At 32.7% G+C, this 23038-nt stretch carries 22 protein-coding genes and 1 pseudogene; 1 reads left to right on the plus strand and 22 read right to left on the minus strand.

What is annotated here, in order from left to right:
- Position 1 precedes the first annotated feature (1 nt).
- The gene (locus H9L18_RS12060) at positions 2-997 is read left to right on the plus strand and encodes a D-2-hydroxyacid dehydrogenase (protein ID WP_126796242.1); all 996 of its coding nucleotides are present in this window, start codon (positions 2-4) and stop codon (positions 995-997) included.
- Here the strand turns inward: H9L18_RS12060 and H9L18_RS12065 are convergent.
- The 22 genes and pseudogenes from H9L18_RS12065 to H9L18_RS12170 form a co-directional block, all read right to left on the minus strand.
- Positions 983-2668 (minus strand): annotated as a pseudogene (locus tag H9L18_RS12065) (IS1182 family transposase). The gene H9L18_RS12060 and the pseudogene H9L18_RS12065 sit on opposite strands and share 15 nt — an antisense overlap.
- 200 nt (positions 2669-2868) lie before the next feature.
- Positions 2869-3885, minus strand: a complete 1017-nt coding sequence (locus H9L18_RS12070) for an amidase family protein (protein ID WP_126796494.1) — start codon at positions 3883-3885, stop codon at positions 2869-2871.
- 104 nt (positions 3886-3989) lie between these two features.
- The gene (locus tag H9L18_RS12075; RefSeq protein WP_126796492.1) at positions 3990-5198 is read right to left on the minus strand and encodes a phosphopentomutase; all 1209 of its coding nucleotides are present in this window, start codon (positions 5196-5198) and stop codon (positions 3990-3992) included.
- A 4-nt stretch (positions 5199-5202) separates the two neighbouring features.
- The gene (locus tag H9L18_RS12080; RefSeq protein ID WP_126796489.1) at positions 5203-6360 is read right to left on the minus strand and encodes a YhfX family PLP-dependent enzyme; all 1158 of its coding nucleotides are present in this window, start codon (positions 6358-6360) and stop codon (positions 5203-5205) included.
- Position 6361: 1 nt separating this feature from the next.
- Entirely contained in the window at positions 6362-6712 is a 351-nt protein-coding gene (locus H9L18_RS12085) for a hypothetical protein (RefSeq protein WP_126796487.1), read from the minus strand.
- Between the two features lie 11 nt (positions 6713-6723).
- Positions 6724-7644 (minus strand): GntR family transcriptional regulator YhfZ, encoded by a 921-nt coding sequence (yhfZ, locus tag H9L18_RS12090; RefSeq protein ID WP_126796485.1) that lies wholly within the window; start codon positions 7642-7644, stop codon positions 6724-6726.
- A gap of 10 nt (positions 7645-7654) precedes the next feature.
- A complete protein-coding gene (locus tag H9L18_RS12095; protein WP_126796483.1) occupies positions 7655-8752 on the minus strand; it encodes an aminotransferase class V-fold PLP-dependent enzyme in 1098 nt (365 codons plus the stop codon).
- Between the two features lie 5 nt (positions 8753-8757).
- Complete coding sequence (locus tag H9L18_RS12100; protein WP_126796481.1) at positions 8758-9639, minus strand: phosphotriesterase family protein; 882 nt, start codon at positions 9637-9639, stop codon at positions 8758-8760.
- A gap of 18 nt (positions 9640-9657) precedes the next feature.
- Positions 9658-10974, minus strand: a complete 1317-nt coding sequence (locus H9L18_RS12105; RefSeq protein ID WP_126796479.1) for a YhfT family protein — start codon at positions 10972-10974, stop codon at positions 9658-9660.
- Between the two features lie 25 nt (positions 10975-10999).
- Positions 11000-11362, minus strand: coding sequence for a DUF2620 domain-containing protein (locus H9L18_RS12110; RefSeq protein WP_126796477.1), 363 nt, complete (start codon positions 11360-11362; stop codon positions 11000-11002).
- Between the two features lie 264 nt (positions 11363-11626).
- Positions 11627-12358 carry a MerR family transcriptional regulator gene (locus H9L18_RS12115; protein ID WP_126796475.1) on the minus strand — a complete coding sequence of 244 codons (732 nt, stop codon included), beginning with the start codon at positions 12356-12358 and terminating at the stop codon, positions 11627-11629.
- A 112-nt stretch (positions 12359-12470) separates the two neighbouring features.
- The gene (locus H9L18_RS12120; protein ID WP_126796473.1) at positions 12471-12950 is read right to left on the minus strand and encodes a DUF7000 family protein; all 480 of its coding nucleotides are present in this window, start codon (positions 12948-12950) and stop codon (positions 12471-12473) included.
- Position 12951: 1 nt separating this feature from the next.
- A complete protein-coding gene (locus H9L18_RS12125; RefSeq protein ID WP_185847541.1) occupies positions 12952-13749 on the minus strand; it encodes a MerR family transcriptional regulator in 798 nt (265 codons plus the stop codon).
- A gap of 87 nt (positions 13750-13836) precedes the next feature.
- Entirely contained in the window at positions 13837-14424 is a 588-nt protein-coding gene (locus H9L18_RS12130) for a uracil-DNA glycosylase family protein (RefSeq protein ID WP_126796469.1), read from the minus strand.
- A 23-nt stretch (positions 14425-14447) separates the two neighbouring features.
- On the minus strand, positions 14448-15335 hold the full coding sequence (locus tag H9L18_RS12135) for an acetamidase/formamidase family protein (protein ID WP_126796467.1): 888 nt from the start codon (positions 15333-15335) through the stop codon (positions 14448-14450).
- Between the two features lie 65 nt (positions 15336-15400).
- On the minus strand, positions 15401-16771 hold the full coding sequence (locus H9L18_RS12140) for a sensor histidine kinase (protein WP_126796465.1): 1371 nt from the start codon (positions 16769-16771) through the stop codon (positions 15401-15403).
- Positions 16764-17414, minus strand: a complete 651-nt coding sequence (locus H9L18_RS12145) for a response regulator transcription factor (RefSeq protein WP_126796463.1) — start codon at positions 17412-17414, stop codon at positions 16764-16766. The genes H9L18_RS12140 and H9L18_RS12145 overlap by 8 nt, the downstream gene beginning before the upstream one ends.
- 12 nt (positions 17415-17426) lie before the next feature.
- Entirely contained in the window at positions 17427-18278 is an 852-nt protein-coding gene (locus tag H9L18_RS12150) for a metallophosphoesterase (protein ID WP_126796461.1), read from the minus strand.
- 137 nt (positions 18279-18415) lie between these two features.
- A complete protein-coding gene (fsa, locus tag H9L18_RS12155; protein WP_126796459.1) occupies positions 18416-19060 on the minus strand; it encodes a fructose-6-phosphate aldolase in 645 nt (214 codons plus the stop codon).
- Between the two features lie 224 nt (positions 19061-19284).
- Positions 19285-20253: an NAD(P)H-dependent flavin oxidoreductase gene (locus H9L18_RS12160; RefSeq protein WP_126796457.1), complete on the minus strand. Its 969-nt coding sequence runs from the start codon at positions 20251-20253 to the stop codon at positions 19285-19287.
- A 28-nt stretch (positions 20254-20281) separates the two neighbouring features.
- A complete protein-coding gene (locus H9L18_RS12165) occupies positions 20282-21832 on the minus strand; it encodes a class I adenylate-forming enzyme family protein (RefSeq protein WP_126796455.1) in 1551 nt (516 codons plus the stop codon).
- A gap of 16 nt (positions 21833-21848) precedes the next feature.
- Positions 21849-23027 carry a thiolase family protein gene (locus H9L18_RS12170; RefSeq protein WP_126796453.1) on the minus strand — a complete coding sequence of 393 codons (1179 nt, stop codon included), beginning with the start codon at positions 23025-23027 and terminating at the stop codon, positions 21849-21851.
- Positions 23028-23038 lie beyond the last annotated feature (11 nt).

The following is a 23038-nucleotide window of genomic DNA, read 5'->3' on the forward strand; positions in this document are numbered from 1 at the left end:
AGTGTATAAATTTATCGTATTTAATGTGCGTGAAGAAGAATTAGAACTAACTCACGACTGGGCTAAAGCGAATAATGTTGAAGTAACAATTGTTGATGAACAATTATCAAAAGATAATATAGATAAAGTTAAAGGTTTTGACGGTGTTTCAACTAGTCAAAATTCCCCTGTGCCAAAAGAACTTTACCCTATTTTAAAAAGTTATGGAATCAAACATATTGGGCAAAGAAGTGCTGGATTTGACTACTACGATTTAGAAGCTGCTACAGATAACGATATTATTATAAGTAATGTCCCAGTTTATTCTCCCGAATCAATCGCTGAGTTTTCTTTAACTGCTGCTTTGAGTCTAGTTAGAAAAACACGATTAATTGATGAAAAAACAAAAGAACATGACTTTAGATGGCAGCCTGCTATTCGCGCTGGTTTGGTTCATGAAATGACTGTTGGTGTTATTGGAACTGGAAATATTGGTTTAACAACAGCAAAATTATTTAAAGGTCTAGGAGCAAAAATTATTGCATTTGATATATTCCATAATCCAAATGCTGAAGGTGTTCTAGAATATAAAAATAGTATTGAAGAAGTTGTAAGCCAAGCTGATATCGTAACTCTTCACGTTCCAGCTACTAAAGATAATACTCATCAATTTAACTATGAAATGTTTAAACACTTCAAACCAACAGCTTATATTGTTAATGCAGCTCGCGGATCTGTTATAGATACTGAAGGACTGATTAAAGCTTTAGATGATGGATTATTAGCAGGTGCTGCTTTAGATACTTATGAAAACGAAGCAGGATTTATTCCAAAGGATTATCGAAACCTAGATTTAGAAGATGATTTATTCGAACAAGTTTTAAACCACGAAAAAATCTTCTTTACACCACACATCGCACATTATACTGATGTTTCAGTTAGAAATATCATGCAAATTTCTTTAAATTCAGTATTAGAAGTTCTTGAGACTGGTGATACTAAATTAAGAGTTAATTAAACAAGAAAGAGCCTGACCCAAAAGTCTCTTAAAACAAAACAAGAATTCTAAAATGAGGTTTATCATTTTGGAATTCTTGTTTTTTCTTATTTTTCTGTCTATATCCTTCCTAAATTTACTTAATTTTCTCAAATTTAGAGCCATAAAGGCAAATCCTAACTCCTGTGTTACTTTATCTTGACCTCTAACCGAGAATCGATTGAACGACAAATTAGCCTTTAGGTTTCCAAAGGCTGGTTCTACGTCAATTTTTCTTCGACGGTAAATCGCTCCTGTTACATCATCGCTCAAAAGCTCTCTTGCGTGAGCTTTAAAATATTCCCAGTTACCATTTTTTTGAATGACTCTACTTTTATTACTTTTTGCTCGGGTACACAAAGATCTGACAGGGCAATCTATACATGTTTCACATTCATACATTTTTAACTGTTTTGTAAATCCCTGTTTATCATTGCGAGTAGAGTAATTTCTAAAATGCAGTTCTCTATTGTTAGGACAAGTATAGCTATCTGTTAATTCATTGTATTTCCAATTATTAGTAATGAATGGGTTTTGTTTATATTTTTTGGTCTGTTCTTTTTGATACATAGTGTAGGTGATTAATGGTGTTCTCTCAAAATCATCCAAGATGGCTTAATAGTTTTCTTCACTTCCATAACCGGCGTCAGCTACAATATAATTAGGTAACTCAAAATAAGATTCTTTGATAGTGGTCAAAAAGGGAATCATCGTTTTAAAATCTGTTGGATTTGAAAAAGTATCATAAGCTAGAACATATTGATTGTTGGTTGCGATTTGGATATTGTATGCCGGTTTCAGTTGACCATTCATCATATGATCTTCCTTCATTCTCATAAAAGTAGCGTCCATATCTATTTTTGAAAAACTATTTCTCTCTTTAAAAATCTGATATTGTTGCTTATATTTTTTCTTCCTATCACTGAATTCTCGAAAAGCCTTTAAGGCTTTTTTAGGTTCCTTTCTTTGACGACGGAGTTCTTTTCTAAGTGTAACGTCTTCTGTATCATCTATTTGTTCAGTCAACTCAGATACTTTAGTTTCAATAGAATCGGCAATGAGATTCAACTGTTTATCATCCCATTCCTCATCTTCATTATGAATCGACGGAATGATTTTTTCTTTGACTAATTGTTTATAATATATTTTTGATTTTTCTGTTAGAGAATCGTCAAATCTGGTCGTACTCTTTCTCCAAACAAAACTATATTTATTGGCATTAGCTTCTAATTTGGTCCCATCAATAAAAATAGCATCTTCTTCAATCAATTTCTGCGAAACTAATTGATTTCTAAATTGAATAAAACACTCTTGAAGAATCGGCTGAACCAAAGGATTCACTCGAAAACGATTAATGGTTCTGAAGTTAGGAAATTGTGATTGAGTCAACCATCTAGTACGAATACTATCTTTAGTCATCGCTTCAATTTTTCTACCAGAAAAATTTGACTGTGTGTAGCCACATAAAATAAGTTTCAACATCATTCTTGGGTCGTAAGATGAGGTTCCCATTTGATGATCAAAAACAGAAAAAACGTGACTTGGAATACTCTCTACTAATTCATTAATCGCGAAAGCGATGTCATTTTTTTCTAAATAAATTTCTAAATCTAGTGATAATGTAACTTGTTTCATGTTATAATTTTTATACATAAATAGCACTCCCTTTTGATTTGGTTTAGACGCTTTAATTATAAAGGATAGTGCTATTTTTTTCGTCAAAAAAAGGAACAAAATCGTAAAAAGATTCTGTTCCTTTTATTTTATTTAAGAGACTTTTGGGTCAGCCTCTTTCTTATTTATACGAACATCTTTTTAATTGCCAGGGGATAAAAAGTCTACCTATCCCTGTTTTAAATACCTTGTTCAAAGTACTTAGATAAATCACCAAAATATCGTTCTATTAACTCATCAGGCTCACTTGATAAATAGTTTGCTATCTCTAACAAGAGAGCTATCTTATGATTTTCTGCTTTTGTAATAAGTAAATAACCCTCACCTAAACCAGTGGCAGGAACTGTAATTCCTACGGCTTGAATCATATTCACGACTTTAATAAACCCTTTATTAGCTGCTTCTTGCATAGTGGTTGTTTCTTTTGAAAAATGCCCGAAAACAGTATCACCAAAACCATTTAAATCAATCGGACCTTCTTTAGAAATAATGACATCAAAATCAGTTAGATAGTTATTTAGTTCATCGATTAATTCTTTTCTAGTTTTAGTATATTTACCAGTCATTTCAAGGGGTTTAACTAAATAAATACTTTCATCAAACCTATCTAAAGCAACTGAATCCACTCCAATTCTCAATTCACTTGAGTTAATAGTAGGAGTTAAATCAAATTCTTCACTTATAATTTTCTCAATATGACTTAGTTGTTTTGATATCAGACCAATTGATGGTGAAAAGGCAATTCCATCTGTTGATTTTTTAACTTCTTTTGTGTGATCATCCCTTTGACCAAGCTCTGGATGAATGAGTGAATATAAATTTAAACTCATCGCAGGAGCTAAAACAGAACCACCACCATCCGTTCCAATACCTAAATCATTGATTCCTAAAAAGACATTTAAAGCTGTTCCACTAGATGAACCTGTCATATATTTCCCTGTTAGAGGATTTATTAAATCCAAATCAATCGCTCGACCTGAATGGCTTGCTTTATCAATTGTATGATGATTATATCCTTTTTCTTTTAAAGAGTGAATAAAACTAGTTGATATAAGAGGAACTTCTTTTGTTCCAACGTAAAAACCAGTTGTTTCAGAAATACTCTCAATACTATTAGGAAAGACTTTTTTAACAGATTTATAGCGATTATCCATTGCTAAAAATGTCTTTTGCGCATAGGTTTGAACTCGTTTCATGACTTACCTCCTAAAAAAGACGAGTTATAACACAAGTTTAAAAAACTTCTATCACAATCTCGTCTCCTTATTTTTGTAAACAATACAGAAATTTTCTCTTCTATTTACATTATTTTATTCAAAAAAGATGTCCCATTTTGTGGTGAATCTACTTTAAAGAAATCAGCTACAGTAGCACCAACATCTGCCATTGTACTTCTTTCACCAATTTCAATTTTTTCTTTACCAGGACTATAAACAAGTAGTGGTACTCTCTCTCTTGTGTGATTACTGTGACCAATCGTTGGATCATTTCCGTGGTCTGCCATCACAACTAAAATATCACCTTCAACCAGTAAAGGAAGTAACTCAGCAATCCTTTTATCACTTAATTCAAGTCGATCAGAGTAACGTGGCACGTCTTCTGCATGACCTGCTAAATCTGTTTCTTGAATATTTAAAGCGATAAAGCCTGTTTCAATATCCTTCACTTCACTAATTAAACAATCAAACAAGTAGTCTGAATCAACTCCTGGGAATTGACGAGTGCTCTCTGTTTGAATGATGTCTGATATTTTTCCTAAGAAAGAAACAGTCATTCCTTTTTTATCTAGAATGGTTGGTGTTTGAACATTTTTGTCAATCCCATATCCTAAATGAACCACTTGATACCCATGGTTGTAAACACCAGATTCTGGTGCATCCACTCCAGCAATTTCATTATTTTTAGTTTTTCTAGCAGAAAGTAAATCATCTAATGTGACTTGCTCGCCACCAAAGGTAATTACTCGTGATACTTGAACAACCTCACGAACAACATGACCTAAAGCTTTTAAATCTTCAAAACTAATCAAATCTAGACAAGCTGAAACATTATAAACTTGACCATAGTCTGTTTCTAAATTGTCTCCGACAGTGGCGACTTCATTAACTACAAGAATTTCAGTTCCTTTTTCCCCAACTCGTCTCACATCATATCCGTGTTTAACAAGATTAGCTTCAACTTCATCAATTTTTTGATTGAATGGTTGAATTAATGGAACTTTAGGGGTTGTTCCCATAATTTCTTGATGTCCTAAAAATGAATCCGCACCATGATGGGCTAAATTTGATGTTCCAAACACAGCCGTTTCAGATTTTTTATGATTTCCTATTTCGTAACCTAAAGCATTCATCAACCCTAATTTTTCTAATGTAGGTAGTTGAATACCAGGATTTTCTTTTATAATATGTCCTGCAGTGCTACTTCCTATATCTCTTGGTCGAACCTCTGCGACGTCTTCCATCGCTCCTACACCAAAACTATCTAATACAATCACAACAAATCTACTCATCTTATCACCTTCTAATTAAATTTCCCAGACTGTTGTATATTCCTTCTACTTTAGGTTGTCCTGTACTAATACCAGAAACAACTGCTACGTCACTTCTTGTCACAAAGATTTGAGTTCTAAATGCAGCTAAGACAGTTGAACCAACGGCATGATTATGAGTTGACGTTAAATAATAATCAATGCTGTCATTTCCAAAAGTTTCCACTGTATCTGAAAACTTTTCATTAGCTTCATTGACAACTAATAAATTTTCCATATGTCCACGGCGATAGTAACCACCACCATATAGATAAGCTTTTCCATCTAAATTATGAGAAATTTCACTCACATAAAGCATACTCGGGATTTCTTCTAAATCCATTTTAGCATGTAATGGTGTTGTTCCAGTTAACGCATGTCCAGGCTCACCTTGAGTCCCACCAATTCCTTGAATTAAAGGAATTGTTTTACTACAAGTTGCTGAAGGAATGTTTAACTCTGAAATATTGATGCCATTATCACTTAAAATAGCCGTTGCTTTTTCTATTGTTTGAATATTGTTTGTCGGTTTTAACTCGCTCACTCCGTCAAATAAGAAACATGGAAATGAGGTAATACCTGAAATTTCGATATGTTCTAACCCTTTAGCGAGCTTAGCTAAATCAGCTAATTCATTTAGACGAAATCCACCAAATTGACCTTCGTAAATTTCATCTGTCGGTTCAATTACCTTCAGTAAAATCTTTTGAACTTTATTAGCTTCTTTAGCAGCTTCATTGATTCTTTCTAACATTTCTTTTGAGAAAACTGTCATAAATTTTGGCCCGTAAGCAACCACTTTTTTTAGTAATCTCGTTGGAACTTGGACCAAGTGGCCCACATTACCAATTGGTAAATTGTTGTCCATCATTACTAAAGCTTCCTTAAAATCCACGACAACTGCGTTATCAATTCCGGCATTTTTTATAGCTTCAGAAACTAGTGGATTACGACCAATTTGTTTGGTCATGTAAAATAATTCAATCCCTGCTTCATCCGCTTTTTTCTTTAAGACTTTAGCATTTTGAACAATGCTATCTAAATCTAAAATATAGGTATCAGGTAAAATAGCACCTTCTTGATGTAACTTTACAGCAGCATCTATCAACTCAGGATTTCTACGTTTTGTTGCTTCTAAAAACATATTAATCCTCCTTTAGTAAGTTAATGATATGTAAGTAGAAATAGTCTAACTCTGCCTCTTCAAATTTATTATCTGCAATAACTTCTAAATCTTGCCATAGTTCTTTTGAATGGATGTATTTAGGATCTGCAGAAATTTCTGAAAGAATAAATTCATCTAAACTTGCAACTGCTTCATTTTTCTTACGTCTCATATCAGCCATTGCTAAATGAGTTAAGAAAACATCTGCTTGTCCGACTTCACTAATAATTTCTTTTTCAAGCAAGTATTCTAAAACTTTTAAAACATAACTTCTTGTTTCTTCATCAATTACTTCTGAGCTGACTAATATTTCTAGTTTTTCTTTAATCATGATTTTCTCCTTTAATATCTCGGAATAACTGCACCACTTCTTACTTGAGATTGTGTTTCTAGCACACGTTTAAAATCAAAACTTTTAGCAAAAAAAGCTTGCATCGAACTATCTTCTTGATGACAAACAATTACTGAGGTACTCATCTCTTCTTCTAAAGAATTTTCTAGTTTAACGTAGTTTAATTCTTCATAATTTTTATCGCGAATCTCATCAAAGTTCCAAATTCCTGCGTCAATTTGTCCATCTTTTAGAGAGTGAATAATTTGATGTCCTGGCATCTCAATTAATTCAACATTTTTTCCCTGAATACTTTCAGTTGTCAACATTTGTTGGTCAAGTGAACTGTAATCAATGGCAACTCGCATACCACTTTCAATCTTATCGTTATTGCGGTTGGCTAAGAGTAAGACGTGACCACTTAAATAAGTTTGAGCGCCAAAATCAATCACTATCTCTAAAGGATCCCCTTGTTGAATCGCCCGCTTAGCAGCAAATTTTGAAATTACTGCAAAACGGTACGTCTTCATTGTAATTGAGCGAACTCTTTCCTTTGACCCTCTAATATAAGCCAAATTAAGTTTTATTTTATGTTCATTGAATTCTTCATAAATACCTGTAGCTAGACCTTCATACAATCTCGAGTATGGAAGGGTCATTGTTCCTAAAATAGCTTCAGAAAGAGCATATTCTTGTAAAATAGAGTAATCAATTTCTTCAATAAATGTACCTAGATGTCCATGACTTTTTGTTGTTAATGCCCCTTCAGTTTTCAAATAATTTAACGCATTTTGAACCGTACCTCGTGCTACGCCATATGTTTCTTGATATTCTGAAATACTTGGCATTCGGTCACCTTTTTTTAATTGAAGTAAATCCGATGCTAAATGATTTATAATGACTCCTTTTTTCTTCAAGAATTTATTGCTCAATCTAAACGCCTCATTTCTTCACTATGTTCATTGCTTCTTTTAATATTCTAACAATAGTATCGACACCTGAACGATTCGGGTTAATGCGAATCATTGTTGTTTCCGCTTGACTATCAGTCGCTCTAAATGTTCCTGATACACGGTAAACAAGAGGTGAAAATTCGTATTGTGATTCTGCTCCAACAGGATGAGGAAGTGCGCCTAATTTTGTGGCTGCATCAATAATCTCTTTAGCGTTGCTTTCTTTTAACTTAATGACAACTACTTTAGACTGCGCGTTCACAACATACGCTTTTTCTAATCCTTCAATTTCACCGCTATTAATTCTCTCACATAATGTTTCACTTACTTGAGATGAAATAGCTAGAGAAACTGGCGCATAAATCATTCCTTTTAAAACATCTAGGGCTTCATGTCCTTGAACTTGTCCACCACCAGAATAGTTTTCTTGTTTTAATTTATTAATATATCGGCTATCACCAACTATACAACCCACACCTTCAGGACCTAATAGTTTGAAAGTTGAAAAACAAGCTAGACTCCCACCAAATTGGGTACCAATGCCTTTTGTTTTCATGGCTGAATAATTGTCATCAGTTACAATCGGTAATGTTTCATTAAGAGCTCTAATAGCTTGAATGACTTCTTCTAAATCATAAGAATCATCAATTTTTTGACGCGTCACTTGAACCAAGACACCATCTAACTCTTCTGAAACAATTGCTTTTTTTAATGCATCTAAATCGTTAAAATTAACTTTTTTAATGTTGATTCCTAGCATATCAATAGAAACTTGAGTTGTTGGATAAATAGCCGCATCATGAACTAGTAAAGTGCCATTTGTTCCAACACTACCATATAGTGCTAAACGGATGGCATTTGTGCCTGACCCACGGACAAGCATCGCACTTTCAGCTTCAAAAAAGTCAGCAAGCACTTGTTCTGCTTTTTTTGTCACTTCTGGCTGATTTAATCCTTTAACAACACCTAAATCTCCTCGGGTTAAAATCTCGTTTCCTGGGAAGAATCGAGTGATAGAATCAACTAACTTAAATTGAAGCGCTGTTGCTTCTTCAATGGTTAAACTTGTTAATGGATATGTTTTCATACGTTTTACCTTCTATTCATAAATGCTTGAGGATTTTCCTCTAACATTTTTGTTATAAATTTTTGAGAGACACCATTTTCTAAAGCAAGTGGGACAAAGGTATCTAATAAATAAGAATAACCAATGCCTCCCATGTACTCCATGTTTGATTTTCTTGTAATATCCATTGATAAAAAGACTTTATCCGTGAAACCGCGTTTTTCAATTTCTTTTAACATCTCAACACGTAATAAATCCGGCTGATAGTTTTCTTTTCCAATTGTATCAAACTCAACATAGACACCTTGATCTAGCATATGAAGAATGTAGTTGATATCTCCAGTCAAATCCACATGACCGATAACGACTTTACTTAAATCTGCCCCATGTTTTTTGAAGAATTCAACTTGTTCATGCCCATAAGTTCCTAATGTTGTATGAGTTGTGATTGGAACACCTGTCTCTTTATGAGCAATCACTGACGCCTCAAAAACTTTTGCTTCTCTTTCAGTCATTTCGTTTTTACTTGTTCCAATTTCACCAATAATTTGAGCTTTAATATCAGTATCTGCAATTCCTTCATTTATTTCCTTTGTCATAAAATCAGTCAATTGTTTCACTGTATAATCCGTTACAAATTCTGGTAAAAACTTATCTTGATAAAAACCAGTTGCTTGAACAATGTTCATCCCTGTTTCATCTGCTACACGTTTCACGTACATTGGATTTCTTCTCATATCCATGTTCGTCACATCAACAATATTTCTAACGCCCTTAGCGTACAATTTTTTGTATTCTGCTACAGTCTCATCATAACAATTTAAGTTCGTATCATCAATGTTCTTTAAACGTGATAAATCAATGGTTGTATGCTCATGCATATAAGTGATCCCATTTTGTAAAACCATTCGTGTTGCCTCCTATTTTTAACCGGCTACAACTGGTGTAAATAAACCAATTAAATTTAAAATATTGACTAAAATACCTAATGTGATTGCTGCAATTGGCCCAACTGCTAAATCAACAACTGGTTTTTTCGCTTTTCTATTTAGTAATAATAAACCGATAACCCAGAAGTAACCGATTCCTGGTGCGATTGATTCTGATGCCATCGCTCCACCAATTAATAACGCTACTTCTAATACTTTATTCATTGCTGTTCTAATATGTTCTCCCATTTCTCTAATGCCTGGGAATTTATCTAATGCTTTAGCCATTAACGTTAACAATTGAACTTCGATAAACATAACCAATGCACCCACAACAAATGCTAACAACGGATTACCTTTTAATAAAATACCAACAACAAATACAAATGTTGTTCCAGCAGGACTATAAACACCTGTCACAATAGCTGTTGAGAATACTAATGGAATAAAACCAATACCACGAGCAAATGCTGCTAAAGCTGCTTCACTCATTTTACCTTCTGATAAAAGATTTAATGAAATTGGGTCTCCTGCAATTAATAAAAGACTTGTTGCTGCAGAAACTAATCCACCCATTACTGATAACCAAATCCAGTTTTTCTTGATTCTGTTAACACGTTCTAAAAAGACACTGACTAAACTTTCATTTGAGTTACTACCATCGCTCTTAACTTGAACAGCGTAATAAATCATAAAGATCATACCTACTAAAAGTGACATACCTTCAGCACTTAAAGTTAGTTTAGTTCCGTTACCAAGGTTAAATGTTCCAAATTGTTTTACAATAAATAATGTTAATAATGTCGCAATAAATGAAATAGAACCTTTTTTAAACCCATGTTGACTAGCAATAGCTACTGCTGGGAAAATACTAAATGAAATAACAACTGGTGCTCCCACTTGTGATAATGAATCAATAAAGTTAACAGGCATCATCGCAAAAGCATCTACAACTGCTTGTAAACCTAATACTAATCCAACACCATAAACAGCACCGATCACACCAGAGATGATCATCCCTTTTTTACCCTCTGGTGCCCAAGAACCAATAATATCAGTCATCAGTAAAATACTATGAACTAATAAAATTGATGCACCAATTGAAACTGGAATACCAAATCCAATAACCAAACCAAAACTTAAAGCAAAACTTGTTGCTGCTAATTCTTTTTTACCAATCTTTTTCTCTAAAAACTCTGGGACGATAGGACGTAACCCATCGTTAAATACCGCAATCCCCTTGTTTGCTAGAATCGAGCTTAAACCGCCCAATGCAGCAATTGCAATTAATTCAATTAACTTTGAAGTCCCCATTATGTTTCCACCATTTCCTTTTATTTTATAATTTTGCTAATTCATCCATAATAATTGGAATAACAATTTCTTTATGTTGCGCTGTAAATCCAAACGCCTTTTTACCAGCTTGTACTTCAGCTCTAATTTCTTCTTCAGTCATAACACTTGAAGGCATTGAAACAGTAACACAGTTTTCTCTTCCAAGTAAAGCTAATGCCATTGCTAAAGCTCCACCGCCACCAGTGTTACATGCTCCTAGATAAAAATCTGATTGTCCTGCTTTTACGGCCATTGCAGCATCTAAATCACTTTTTACCTCTACTTCAAATACCCCATTAGCATGTGCTTCTACTAGTTGTCTTACCTCTTCTTTATCAATTTGACCGCCGACTACGACTTTCTTCATTAAAAAAACCCCCTTTCTTGAATATACATTTTTTTGTACTTTGATAAAAAATATTTTTTATGGCTTCATTATAGTTTGGGCTATAAAAAAATGCAAGCCTTTTCTTTTATCCTTTCAGTCATTACTTTAAAAAAATAACTAAGTGGTCTAGCTTCATCCGCTGGTTTCAATGACTTAACAAAGAGAAAAATAATTTTTAATTTCTCTTTGTTAAGTTTTTTTTAATTTCTTTTATTAATTAATTATCATTTTTCTCTTGATGTTTTAGGATAATAATACTTCTAATGTCATAATTTCTTTTTCACTAAAAGATAAGGAACTATAAATATTTTCATAAATAATCATTTCAGATTGGCTACTTATTTCTAATACTGGATCTTTCAAGAACAACTCTATTTCTGATTCTAATTGCTCATCATTTAGATATTCAATGTTTTTACAAGCGTAAATTCCGCGATTTAATTTTTTATGATATTCTTCTTTTTCTCCTAAAACATAGACAGTTTCTTCTAACGATTTATCAATCACAAAGAAAAACAAATCCAGATGATCATAGCCAAGTTCATGAGCTTTAAGTAAATCAATTGCCCCATTTTGAGCAACTTCATCAGAAACTATTTTCAAAAAGCGATCCTCTTTTTCAACAAATTGAATCTCTCCTAATTTCATCTCATCATTTGCTTTTAAAATATGAGTCACTGTTTTCTTTAACGCGATTAGTTCAGCTATTTGATAGTCGATATTTTTTACTGAATCTTGTAATGAAGGAATCACTTCATCCTTTAAAAGAACTTCCTTGATAGTTTCAATAGATAAACCCACATTTCGTAAAAAAACGATTTGATATAATTTGTAGATATCTCGCTCTACAAATTCATGGTAACCGTTTATTTCATTTACATGAGGGACTAGTAAAGATTCATCAACATAGTAACGAATGGTATGTTTTGGTAAATTAAATAATTTAGCTAACTGTCCTGTAGAAATTGATTTCATTCAAACGACCTCCTTGCTTATACCTTAGTATAAACCGTGAAGCCACCTCACAGTCAATAAAAAAGAAGTCAGCATAGAATGATTTTCTAGCCGACTTCTTTTGATATTCTTATTATAGATAGGGATTGATAGCTTCCATTTCTAATAGGCATTGATTAATAATTGTTTGGGATAACCTATCTAAATCATTGAAATCAGGCTCTACTTCAAGAACTGCTTCTAATACAGAATATTTCATCTCTTCTGTTTTTTCTTCATTCCAAGGTGTATTTTTTAGTTGGTTCCAATACTTCGTTTTTCCACTTTCATTATGCGCCATTAACCACAGTTCAAATTGCATCAATTGATGATTTAGCACAATCCCATATTTTAGCTTTTTCTCTCTTAACTCCTCATTAAAAATAGGAAAATACGTAAAATCCATATAACCTTCTGATACATTGCCAACTTTATAAGCTTTCGTTGTTTTCGTAAAATCTGTCCTTAGTTTTCTTACAAAATGAATTAATTCAAAATAAGCTTCAACAACAGGGCTTTTTTCATAAACAACTTCTTGATAGGCCTTAATGTTTTGAGATAGGTTATCACTCATTTTAATTCTCCTTTATAATTGGCATATAAACGTTCACTTGGTTTTTATCAGGTTCTGTTTGAAGTGGGTCTGTCATGTATTGTTCATAAGGGACACCATTAATCTTATAGCCATTTTCTTCAATCCATTTAGTCAACTTAAGATAGGCTTCACCTAGATTGTCATATAAACCAACATATTCAAAGTACGCGCACTCAGCTGGTTCAATGATATGATTACTTATCGTTGAATCAGTAATTGGAAAACCAACTTCCACATCATAATTTTCAGGTGTGTATTCATCACTGTGATAAAGAGTAACAGGACAGCCTGTTGGTACTTGTTGGCTTAAACCCAATAAGTTACCAGCTTTTTCAAATAAGCGATCAAAATTGGCAATGTTGATTGTCTCTCTAACTGAAATTAAATTTAAACTTGGACTTGTCACTACCTTGATTTTTGATGTATCGATTTTTCCCATGATACTTCCTCCTTGAGATAATTCTCTTATATAATTCTCAATAGTTGTTTGAAGGTTAGTATAATCGGTTACTTTAAATTGAATCTCTTTCTTCTTTTCATCAAGCATTTGAGTCAATTTTTCATTATCTTCCAAAATGATTTGTATATCTGAAAGTGAAAATTCAAACTGCTTTAAACGTAAAATTTTCATTGTCATATCTAATTGACTAGCCTCATAATAACGATAGCCATTTTGAATATCCACAAAACACGGTTTCAACAGGTTTATCTCATCATAATAGCGTAATGTTTTACTTGGAATTTGGCTTGCTTTAGAAAATTGTCCAATCGTTAACACATTAATCCTTCCTTTCAAATCAATTATTGAGTAACTAAAGAATACGCCTTCCTGTAACTGGAAGGTCAAGGATCTTTGATAAAAAAATTATTTTCGAGACAAAATTGTCTGAGTTAGTTGATTTAATATAGGAACGATTTCTTCTTTAAATGTTGGATTTTTAGCATGCCATCTAAAATTTAACGGAGACGGATGCACAATCGGAAAATAATCTGGCAAGTATTCTTCATAAGAAAAAACAGTTTCTGTCAATGTTCTCTTGGCACTAGATTTTAGATAAAATTTTTGCGCATGAAGTCCCATCAAAATAATTAGCTGAACATTAGGCATTTCATTAAGTAAGAGGCGATGCCATTTATCAGCGAAACCTTTACGTGGCGGTAAATCACCTACTTTAGCTTTACCAGGAAAATAAAAATCTAAAGGTAACACGGCAAAATCTCCGGAATGATAAAATTCATCCTCAGAGACACCTAGCCAATTTCTCAACTCATTCCCACTTTTATCTCTTAAAACATCTTCTTTTTCTTGTGTTTTAATTCCTGGGGCAGAGCCTACAATCACAATTTTGGCTTGCTTATTAGCCATAAAAATTGGCTGCCATCCTTTTTCTTGAAACTCCTGATTCTCGGGATCTTTTTTTATTTGTTCTCTTATTCTACTAATGTTATCCATCCAATCATCTGCTTTCAGTTAGCTTATTTCCATTTTTTTAAATAATTTAAAGGTAATTCCATTCTGACAGTTTTATTTGGATCTACTACTTGGCAAATCCGTAAATCTCCTGCTAAAGATAGTAAATGAATCGCTTCTCCTTTAGTTAAATCAGTGTAATTTTCAACGAAAGACACCATCATTTTAGTTACCGAAACACAAGCTTCATCTACAGTTAATTTAGATGATAGAGTGCTAATTTTTTCATCTCTTATTAAAAATGGTAATGGCCAATCTTTGTTTTTTATCACAGAAAGTTTCACCGTTACCTCACAAGGAACTTCAGCCCCACAAACAGATACTTCACCATCTGCCATCGCAGCATGGCAATCACCTAAAGAAAATAAAGCACCACTCACATTAACTGGTAGAAAAAGAGTCGTTCCTTCCGTTATTTCTTTACAATCCATGTTTCCGCCGTGACTATCTGGTGTACCACATGAAATTGGTTCACCTTTGGGAGCAACACCAATAACTCCTATCATCTTATTTAAAGGAAGTTTCAAATCATCAGAAAAAATCAGTTGATCATCAACAACTGGTAAAATTTTTACAGTGTTCTCTGTTAACAAGTCTCCAATAACACCCATATCAGTACCTGTTACCATTGTCGCATTACCTTTTATCTCAATTTTTTGAATTTCAACTTTCAATGTATCACCTGGTTCTGCTCCCTCAATAAAAACAGGTCCTGTAGCAGGATTAATTCTATCCCAGTCTAATGTAGTAAATGAAGAGACTTCGCTAGTTATTTGATTAGTAAAGCAGTCAAACGTTTCGAAGGTAACAACCTCACCATCTTGTACAGTACAAACCGGTTGGTTATTTTTATCCATTGCATAAACACATTCTTCTTTTTTTATATAAGTCATTGGTATTGCTCCTTTCTAATTTACGTTTCTTTCTATTATTGTACCATTATTAGTTAAAAATTAATTTATTGATTTATCATTAATGTAAAATACAACTTGTCCTCTTTAATACGACAATCAATCTCATAATCCAATTTATCCACTATTTTTTTAACAAGATAAAGTCCCAAACCTGTTCCAGATAATTCTTTGCTTCTTGATTTTTCTCCAACATAATAAGGCTCCCAAATTTTTTCTACTTCCAAGTTCGAATCAGACAATTCATTTGAAATCTCAAACACAATTTTTTGATCGACAGAGTTTAAATTAATAAAAATTTGAGTTCCTGATGTATATTTTAGAGCATTAGAAATGAGATTATCAATAATTGATTGCAGTAATCTCTCATTCGTTTCTATTAGCAATCCATCTTCAATGCGACTAACTATTTCAATTTTTTGCTCATTTGACATAATTAAATAGGTATCCAGTCTATTTTTTACAAAAGAAGATAAATTAATTTCTCTACATTCAACTTCTTCTTTTTCTATTTTAGAAATAAGCAGCAGTCTTTCCACCATCTGATTCATTTCGTTACTTTCTTTAACAATCGTTTGAAGGAAAGTTCCATCATCTAGTCCGTCTTTAATACCTTCTGAATATAATTTAATCAGTGAGATAGGTGTTTTTAAATCATGGGCTACATTATTTAAAAGTTCCTCCATTTGTAGATTTTTTTCTTTTAACTGTTCTTGATAATGAACGATCTCAGTTCCCATTTGATTCAATGTATCTGCTACTTTTTCTAACTCGTCATTCGTTTTGACTTCTAATGGGATAAATTGTCCTTTTCCCATGTTTTTGGCAAATAAATCAAATTTATTTAATGGCTCCACAATACGTCTGACTAAAAATATAATAATAACTGTCGCTAAAATAATCGTCATACTACTTATCACTGCAAAAAAAGTATTAATAATTGGAAAAGAGTCTTCTATATTAGGAACAATCATAGCAATCGCATAAACTAAATCTTCTTTTGATATGTATTTAACTAATAAACTGTAATTTAATTTCTCTTGCTCGTAAAGTTTGATTCGGTTTTTACCATCTATAACTGTTTCATAATCGTCTTCCCATAACCATAATTTTTTAAACCCTATTCCTTTTTCTAAAAAAGAGCTTCTTAATTCACTATTTAATTTGTCATTATCATTTGTCTTATTTGAATAAACAATAACTACTTTTTCATTTTTTTCAAAAGAATTACTAACATCTTCTACATTTTCTTGATTAACCTTAGAAATAAATTGATCTGACACTTGATTGAGTTGTTCTGTCTTCTGTGAAACATAATATTTACCGGCATAGTTTTGAGTAAACATTATTGAGCTAAGCGTCGAAAGTGCTAAAACAACAATGATGCCAATCATAAATTTATTAGCAATTTTATTCATCTTTAGACCTCATCACATAACCAAGTCTAACTTTTGTTTCAATATAATCTTCGCTCAATTTTTTTCTCAGGCGTTTGACATGCGTATCAACAGTTCTTGTATCTCCCTCATAATCAATTCCCCAAACATTATCTAATATTTGTTCCCTTGATAAGGTAATATCAATATTTAACATAAAGTAATGAAGTAAGTCATACTCTTTTCTAGTTAAATCAATCCCTTGAAGATTATCTCTAACTTCAAATGTTTCGATATTTAAACTTAAAGTAGCATTTTTTAAAACATTTTCTCCACGAACTAATTTTTTAATCCGAATCAATAAAATTGGCATTTCAAACGGTTTTGATATGTATTCATCCGCTCCTGCAGTTAAACTTTTTAATTCATCGATTGACGTGTTTTTAGCTGTTAACATTAATATTTTGATTGGAATTGCCATCCTTCTAATATCTTCGCATAATTCCATTCCATCTTTCTTTGGCATCATCCAATCTAGAATAGCTAGATCAAATTTTTCATTAACAATGTAATCGAGAGCCTCTTCACCATCTGAAGCAATAGTTAACTGATAGCCTTCTTTTTCTAGATAAATTTTTAAAATTTTTTGCATGTCTAAATCATCTTCTGCTAAGAGTATTTTCATGGTTATCCTCCCTTAAATTAAAATTCGAAAGAGTGTTATTTCCGGTACAACACCAAATCTGGCTGAAATATGAGTTGTCCCGATACCTGAATTAACATAAATTTTTTTATCTCCTTCTTTATGTAAATCATAAAAACCTTTACTATATTTTTTAGAATGAGAATAATGAGATAGCCCTGTTTGATTAACTGAAGGAATAAATGGAATATGAACTTGTCCTCCGTGACTATGACCCGCTAAAATAATATTATAGTCAGATGTATCATACTGATTAATAAAATCTGGCTCATGACTAAGTAAAATTGAATAATCAACAGATTCATCTATTTTACTACTTTCTAAATCTGGAGCTCCTAATAAAGCATCATCCAACCCAGTAAATAACACTTTTTTATTATTCTCTAAAGAAAAACTCTGACTTTGATTTGATAATAACACAAACCCAGCCTTTTGCATGATTTGGGCATAATGCTGCGCAGCTCCGCCTCCATAGTCTCTGTTTCCCCATATAGCTATTTTACCTAATTTACTTACTATTTTGTTTAATGTCGCAATAATATTTTCATCATCATTGTAAATAGAGTAATTATCATATAAATCACCTGTAAAAACTACAAAATCTGGTTTTTGATCATTGATTTTATTAACAGCTTCTTCCAGATTTTCATGAGTAAAATCTTCCTTTATATGAACATCTGAAAATTGAACAACTTTAATCTCATCTTCAGCTTCTTTGTCCTTTATTGAGACATACTCTACAACCTCTACTTGATAGGGTTCTATTTTAAACGAATAGTATAAAAAACCACCTAAACTCGCTATTATTACTATAAAAAAAGTAATTAACCATTTAAATATACTCATTTTTTTATTCCTCTCTTATTTTACTTAGTTGATAGTAAAAAAAAGGTGTGACAACCAAGTGACAAAATAATTTAAGGTTTTTTAGGCAATAAAAAAATCAGCATTGCTAAGCAACACTGATTTTTTCCTGATTCAATTTATTTTGTAAATTGAGCCCAGTCCTTTTCAAACTGTTCAATTCCCTTATCTGTTAACGGGTGTTTCAACATACTATCAAAAAGACTTGGTGGAATAGTAGCGATGTCACAACCGATAAGTGCTAACTCTTCCACATGTTTCATTGAACGAACACTAGCGCCAATTATCTCTGTCTCATAACCATACATGTCAATCATAATGCGACAAGCCTCGATTAAGTCAAAACCATTTGTCCCAATATCTTCTAACCTTCCAATAAATGGACTGATGAAAGTCGCTCCTGCTTTAATAGCTGATAAAGCTTGAGTGATATTAAAAATTAAAGTCACATTAGTTTTGATACCTATCTTAGATAAAACAGAAACGGCTTTTAATCCTTCTTTTGTCATTGGTATTTTAACAACCACATTAGAAGACCATTCAGCTAATTTTTTAGCTTCTTCAATCATTTCTTCAGACTTTGTTCCGACAACTTCTGCGCTAACAGGGCCGTCTGTTATTTCACAAATCTTTTTAATCGTTTCTTCGAAATCTTTTCCTTCTTTAGCAATAATAGAAGGATTTGTGGTCACTCCATCTACTAGTCCCATCTCACTTATTGCTTGGATACTTTTCACATCTGCTGAATCTACAAAAAATTTCATTGTTTTCCTCGACTTTCTATTGTTTTATTGGTTTTTCACTCAACTAATTAATATCTATACAAATTTAAAGATATCGCTTTCATTTTTGTGAATTTTTTTATCTAAAAACTTATCTGAACCTATTTTACCTGAATCTTTTTTAAATAACAAGTTTAATAAACTATCATATCTAACAACTATACCAATAAAAAAACAGGCAGAAAATTTTCCACCTGTTTTGATTACTATTTAACTAAACTAGTCATTTTAGAATGTTGTTCATTAAAACCTGAAACTAATTCAGACATGATATCTTCAACTGATTCCACAGAGTGAATTCTACCAATATTTTGCCCAACCACTAATTGAGCATTGTCAGTATCTCCACTTAGAATAGCTTGATATGTTTTAATGCCTGAAATAACTGGTAATAGTTCACTTAAACCTGCATTTTCTTCTTCCATTTTTAGAATTTTTTCTGCTTGTTTATTATCTGCTACTCTCATCGCATTATTTAATGATCTTAAAATAAGGGTTGTATCATTTTCATTTAATTCTAAAACTGTTTTGTGATAAACTTCTGATGTTTTCACTTCTTCAGACATTAAGAAACGAGTTCCAATAACAACACCATCAATTCCTAATGACATGGCTCCGTAGAAACTCTTACCATCACAAATACCACCACCACCAATAACTGGAATCGTTAATTCTTCAGAAGCTTTGGCAAATAAGATAGAGCTACTAACATCATCCATTCCTGGATGCCCTCCACATTCAAATCCAACAATCGTTACAGCGTCAACACCTAATTCTTGAGCTTTTTTAGCATGTCTAATGGATGAAACTTTATGAATATGCTTTATATTATTTTCTTTAAATAAAGGAACTAGTTCTTGCGGGCTTCTTCCTGATGTTTCAACTACCGGTACTTTTTCTTCAATAATTACTTCAACAAATTTCATTGTTAACTCGTTGATTACTACTTCAGGTAACATCGAAATATTAACAGCAAATGGTTTATCTGTGTGTTTTTTTATTGTTTGAATTTCTTCTCGTAATTCCTCAGGTGTTCTAAAAGTCATAGCAGGAATTGTTCCTAATCCTCCTGCTTTTGAAACAGCAATCGCTAACTCAGAACGAGATAAATATTGCATTGCTCCTTGTATGATTGGGTATTCGATATTTAAAAGTTCAGTTATTCTATTTTTCATTCTTCTCGTCATCCTTACTTTTACATTTTTAAGCATATTTTTGATGAATTAGTGGATAATCTGTTTTACCAACTGCATTTTTTGGTATCACATCAACAAATTCAATATATTTTGGTATTTTAAAGGGAGAAATATATTGTTTTAAATAAGTAACAATATCTGATTTAGTTAGTTTTTGATTTCTTTTTAAAACAACTAGTGCTTTTCCAATTTCTCCCCATTCGTCATCTTTTACGCCAATGATACAAACATCTTCAATTAAATCATGAGACATTAGTATCTTCTCAATTTCAAGGGGGTAAATATTTTCGCCACCGCTTATAATTGTATTTTTTATTCGGCCACTTATATAAATATATCCGTCCTCATCTTGAAAACCGATATCTCCACTTCTAATCCAACCGTCTGCTAACATTGATTCAGCTGATGTTTCTTGGTTCCAATAACCAGAAAAAGTTAGTGGTCCACGCCAAATCAACTCTCCTTTTACCCCTTTTTTTACTTCTTTAAACTCATCATCCACAATTTTCATTTGATTAAACATCATCACTTTTCCAGCTGCTCCCCATTTTTCCTTAGCTTCTTCTAAGGACATTTGATTAACTGGATGGACAATGTTATTAGGCCCTGTTTCTGTTGCTCCATACGCATTAACTAACTTAATTCCTTTTTCCCAGTACGGTTTCATTGTAGGATAAGAAATAGGTGCTGCTCCACTTAACAACCATCTAAACCCACTAAAATCAATATGATTAAATAAAGAATGATCCATTAGTCGTTTGTAAATAGTTTCCACACCAATAGCGACAGTTGGTTTCTCCTTTTCGATTAAATCAAAGGTTTGTTCCTCTGAAAAGCCACCTAATATAATGACACGACCACCAGCATAGAGAATAGGTAATGTTAAAACATTCCAAGCTGCGGTGTGATAAAAAGGAAGCATTAAAAGAGAACAATCAGCACTGGTTAAATCGAGTGTTAAAATTTCACTGATAGCATTAAACATGATTGATTGATAGCTAATTTTCGCAGCTTTTGGTATTCCAGTCGTTCCACCTGTGTGAATGAGCATTTGAATATCATCAAGTGATAAATCAATTGATTCAACTAGTTCACTTTGACTATTATTCATAATGTCTAGATAGAGATATTCAGCCAAATTATCTTCTTTTTCTTCTAATGAAATAAAACAACAATTAGGATGTTCTTTGGCAAGTAAATTAATCTTCTTGAAACTTTTGGAACAGTAAAACAAAACACTTGGTTCTTCATTTTTCATCATGTTTGAAATCTCTTTTGAATTCAGTAAATAATTGTAAGTGGTTATGATAATACCTGTCTGAGAACTCATATAAAAACTATCAATAAATTCGACTGAATTCTCAGCACAAAATGCGATACGATCTCCTTTTTTCAAATGCAATTGATTTTTTAAAAAGTAAGATAGTTGATTAGCTCTGTTTAATAAATCGTCAAAAGAATAGCGTTTATTTTTTTTTACATCAAAAACGGCTTCGTTCTTTCCTGAAATCTTAGCTCGATTAATCAGAGTTTCATTGATAATTGAAGTTGTCCCCATGTCTCATTCTCCTTCATTATCTTATTGTTTCAAAAATTGCTGCTGCTCCCATTCCGCCACCAATACACATACTGACGCAACCATATTTCAAGTTATTTTCTAACATTTCATCTAATAATTTAACCGTTAAGATACCTCCAGTAGCCCCTAGCGGATGACCTAAAGCAATAGCTCCTCCGTTAACGTTAACTTTATCTTTATCTAAACCAAGTTCATCTATACACGCTAATGCTTGAGAAGCAAAGGCTTCATTTAGTTCAAATAAATCAATATCACTAACCTCTAAATTCGTTTGTTTTAATACTTTTTTAATTGCTGGAATTGGTCCTAGTCCCATGTAGTTAGGATCTACACCTGATGTGGCAAAACCAACAAACTTAGCTAATGGTTTTAAACCTTTTTCTAGCGCTTCTTCTTTTTCCATTAAAAGAACAACACCAGAACCATCACTCATTTGCGACGCATTACCTGCTGTCACACTACCACCAGCTTTGAAAACAGGTCTTAGTTTTCCTAAAGCCTCAACTGAAATAGTTGGTCTAATTCCTTGGTCTTGGGTTATCAATCTAGATACTTTTTGCGGCTTACCATCAATTACTTCAACTGAATCTGCGTAGACAGGAATGATTTGTCTCTCAAATTTACCTGCTTGTTGAGCTTTCAATGCTTTAATATGACTGTTATAACTGAATTCATCTTGTTCTTCACGACTAATACCATAACGTTTTGCGACATTTTCTGCCGTGATCCCCATACTAACGTATGCACCAGGTTCTTTTTCGATTAATTCAGGATGTCCTAGAGATAAGTTACCTCCCATAGGTACCACACTCATCGATTCAATTCCCCCAGCTAAAACAACTGAGTTTTCACCACATTTGATGCTGTTTGCTCCAGTGGCAATCGCTTGTAAACCAGAAGCACAAAATCGATTCACTGTTTGAGCAGATGCTTCATTGGTGATATCAGAAAGTAGAGAAATATTTCGTGCAACGTTTAATCCTTGCTCTGCTTCTGGAAACGCACAACCAAAAATAACTTCCTCTATTTGATTTTTTATTTCGCTATCTTCTTTATCAAGCATCCCTGTGATTACTTGAGACGCAATAGATTCTGGTCGAGTATTTTTAAAAACACCTTTAGGGGCTTTTCCTACTGCAGAACGTCCCATTGCGATAATGACTGCTTCTCTCATCTAAATTTCCT

It is taken from the genome of Vagococcus carniphilus (assembly GCF_014397115.1).
Lineage (GTDB): Bacteria > Bacillota > Bacilli > Lactobacillales > Vagococcaceae > Vagococcus > Vagococcus carniphilus.

Coding starts and splice junctions, on each gene's coding strand:
- H9L18_RS12070 (WP_126796494.1), bottom strand. CDS start 3,885: ATGAAACGAGTTCAAACCTATGCGCAAAAGACATTTTTAGCAATGGAT.
- H9L18_RS12075 (WP_126796492.1), bottom strand. CDS start 5,198: ATGAGTAGATTTGTTGTGATTGTATTAGATAGTTTTGGTGTAGGAGCG.
- H9L18_RS12080 (WP_126796489.1), bottom strand. CDS start 6,360: ATGTTTTTAGAAGCAACAAAACGTAGAAATCCTGAGTTGATAGATGCT.
- H9L18_RS12085 (WP_126796487.1), bottom strand. CDS start 6,712: ATGATTAAAGAAAAACTAGAAATATTAGTCAGCTCAGAAGTAATTGAT.
- H9L18_RS12095 (WP_126796483.1), bottom strand. CDS start 8,752: ATGAAAACATATCCATTAACAAGTTTAACCATTGAAGAAGCAACAGCG.
- H9L18_RS12100 (WP_126796481.1), bottom strand. CDS start 9,639: ATGGTTTTACAAAATGGGATCACTTATATGCATGAGCATACAACCATT.
- H9L18_RS12105 (WP_126796479.1), bottom strand. CDS start 10,974: ATGGGGACTTCAAAGTTAATTGAATTAATTGCAATTGCTGCATTGGGC.
- H9L18_RS12110 (WP_126796477.1), bottom strand. CDS start 11,362: ATGAAGAAAGTCGTAGTCGGCGGTCAAATTGATAAAGAAGAGGTAAGA.
- H9L18_RS12115 (WP_126796475.1), bottom strand. CDS start 12,358: ATGAAATCAATTTCTACAGGACAGTTAGCTAAATTATTTAATTTACCA.
- H9L18_RS12120 (WP_126796473.1), bottom strand. CDS start 12,950: ATGAGTGATAACCTATCTCAAAACATTAAGGCCTATCAAGAAGTTGTT.
- H9L18_RS12130 (WP_126796469.1), bottom strand. CDS start 14,424: ATGGATAACATTAGTAGAATAAGAGAACAAATAAAAAAAGATCCCGAG.
- H9L18_RS12135 (WP_126796467.1), bottom strand. CDS start 15,335: ATGACTTATATAAAAAAAGAAGAATGTGTTTATGCAATGGATAAAAAT.
- H9L18_RS12140 (WP_126796465.1), bottom strand. CDS start 16,771: ATGAATAAAATTGCTAATAAATTTATGATTGGCATCATTGTTGTTTTA.
- H9L18_RS12145 (WP_126796463.1), bottom strand. CDS start 17,414: ATGAAAATACTCTTAGCAGAAGATGATTTAGACATGCAAAAAATTTTA.
- H9L18_RS12150 (WP_126796461.1), bottom strand. CDS start 18,278: ATGAGTATATTTAAATGGTTAATTACTTTTTTTATAGTAATAATAGCG.
- fsa (WP_126796459.1), bottom strand. CDS start 19,060: ATGAAATTTTTTGTAGATTCAGCAGATGTGAAAAGTATCCAAGCAATA.
- H9L18_RS12160 (WP_126796457.1), bottom strand. CDS start 20,253: ATGAAAAATAGAATAACTGAACTTTTAAATATCGAATACCCAATCATA.
- H9L18_RS12165 (WP_126796455.1), bottom strand. CDS start 21,832: ATGGGGACAACTTCAATTATCAATGAAACTCTGATTAATCGAGCTAAG.
- H9L18_RS12170 (WP_126796453.1), bottom strand. CDS start 23,027: ATGAGAGAAGCAGTCATTATCGCAATGGGACGTTCTGCAGTAGGAAAA.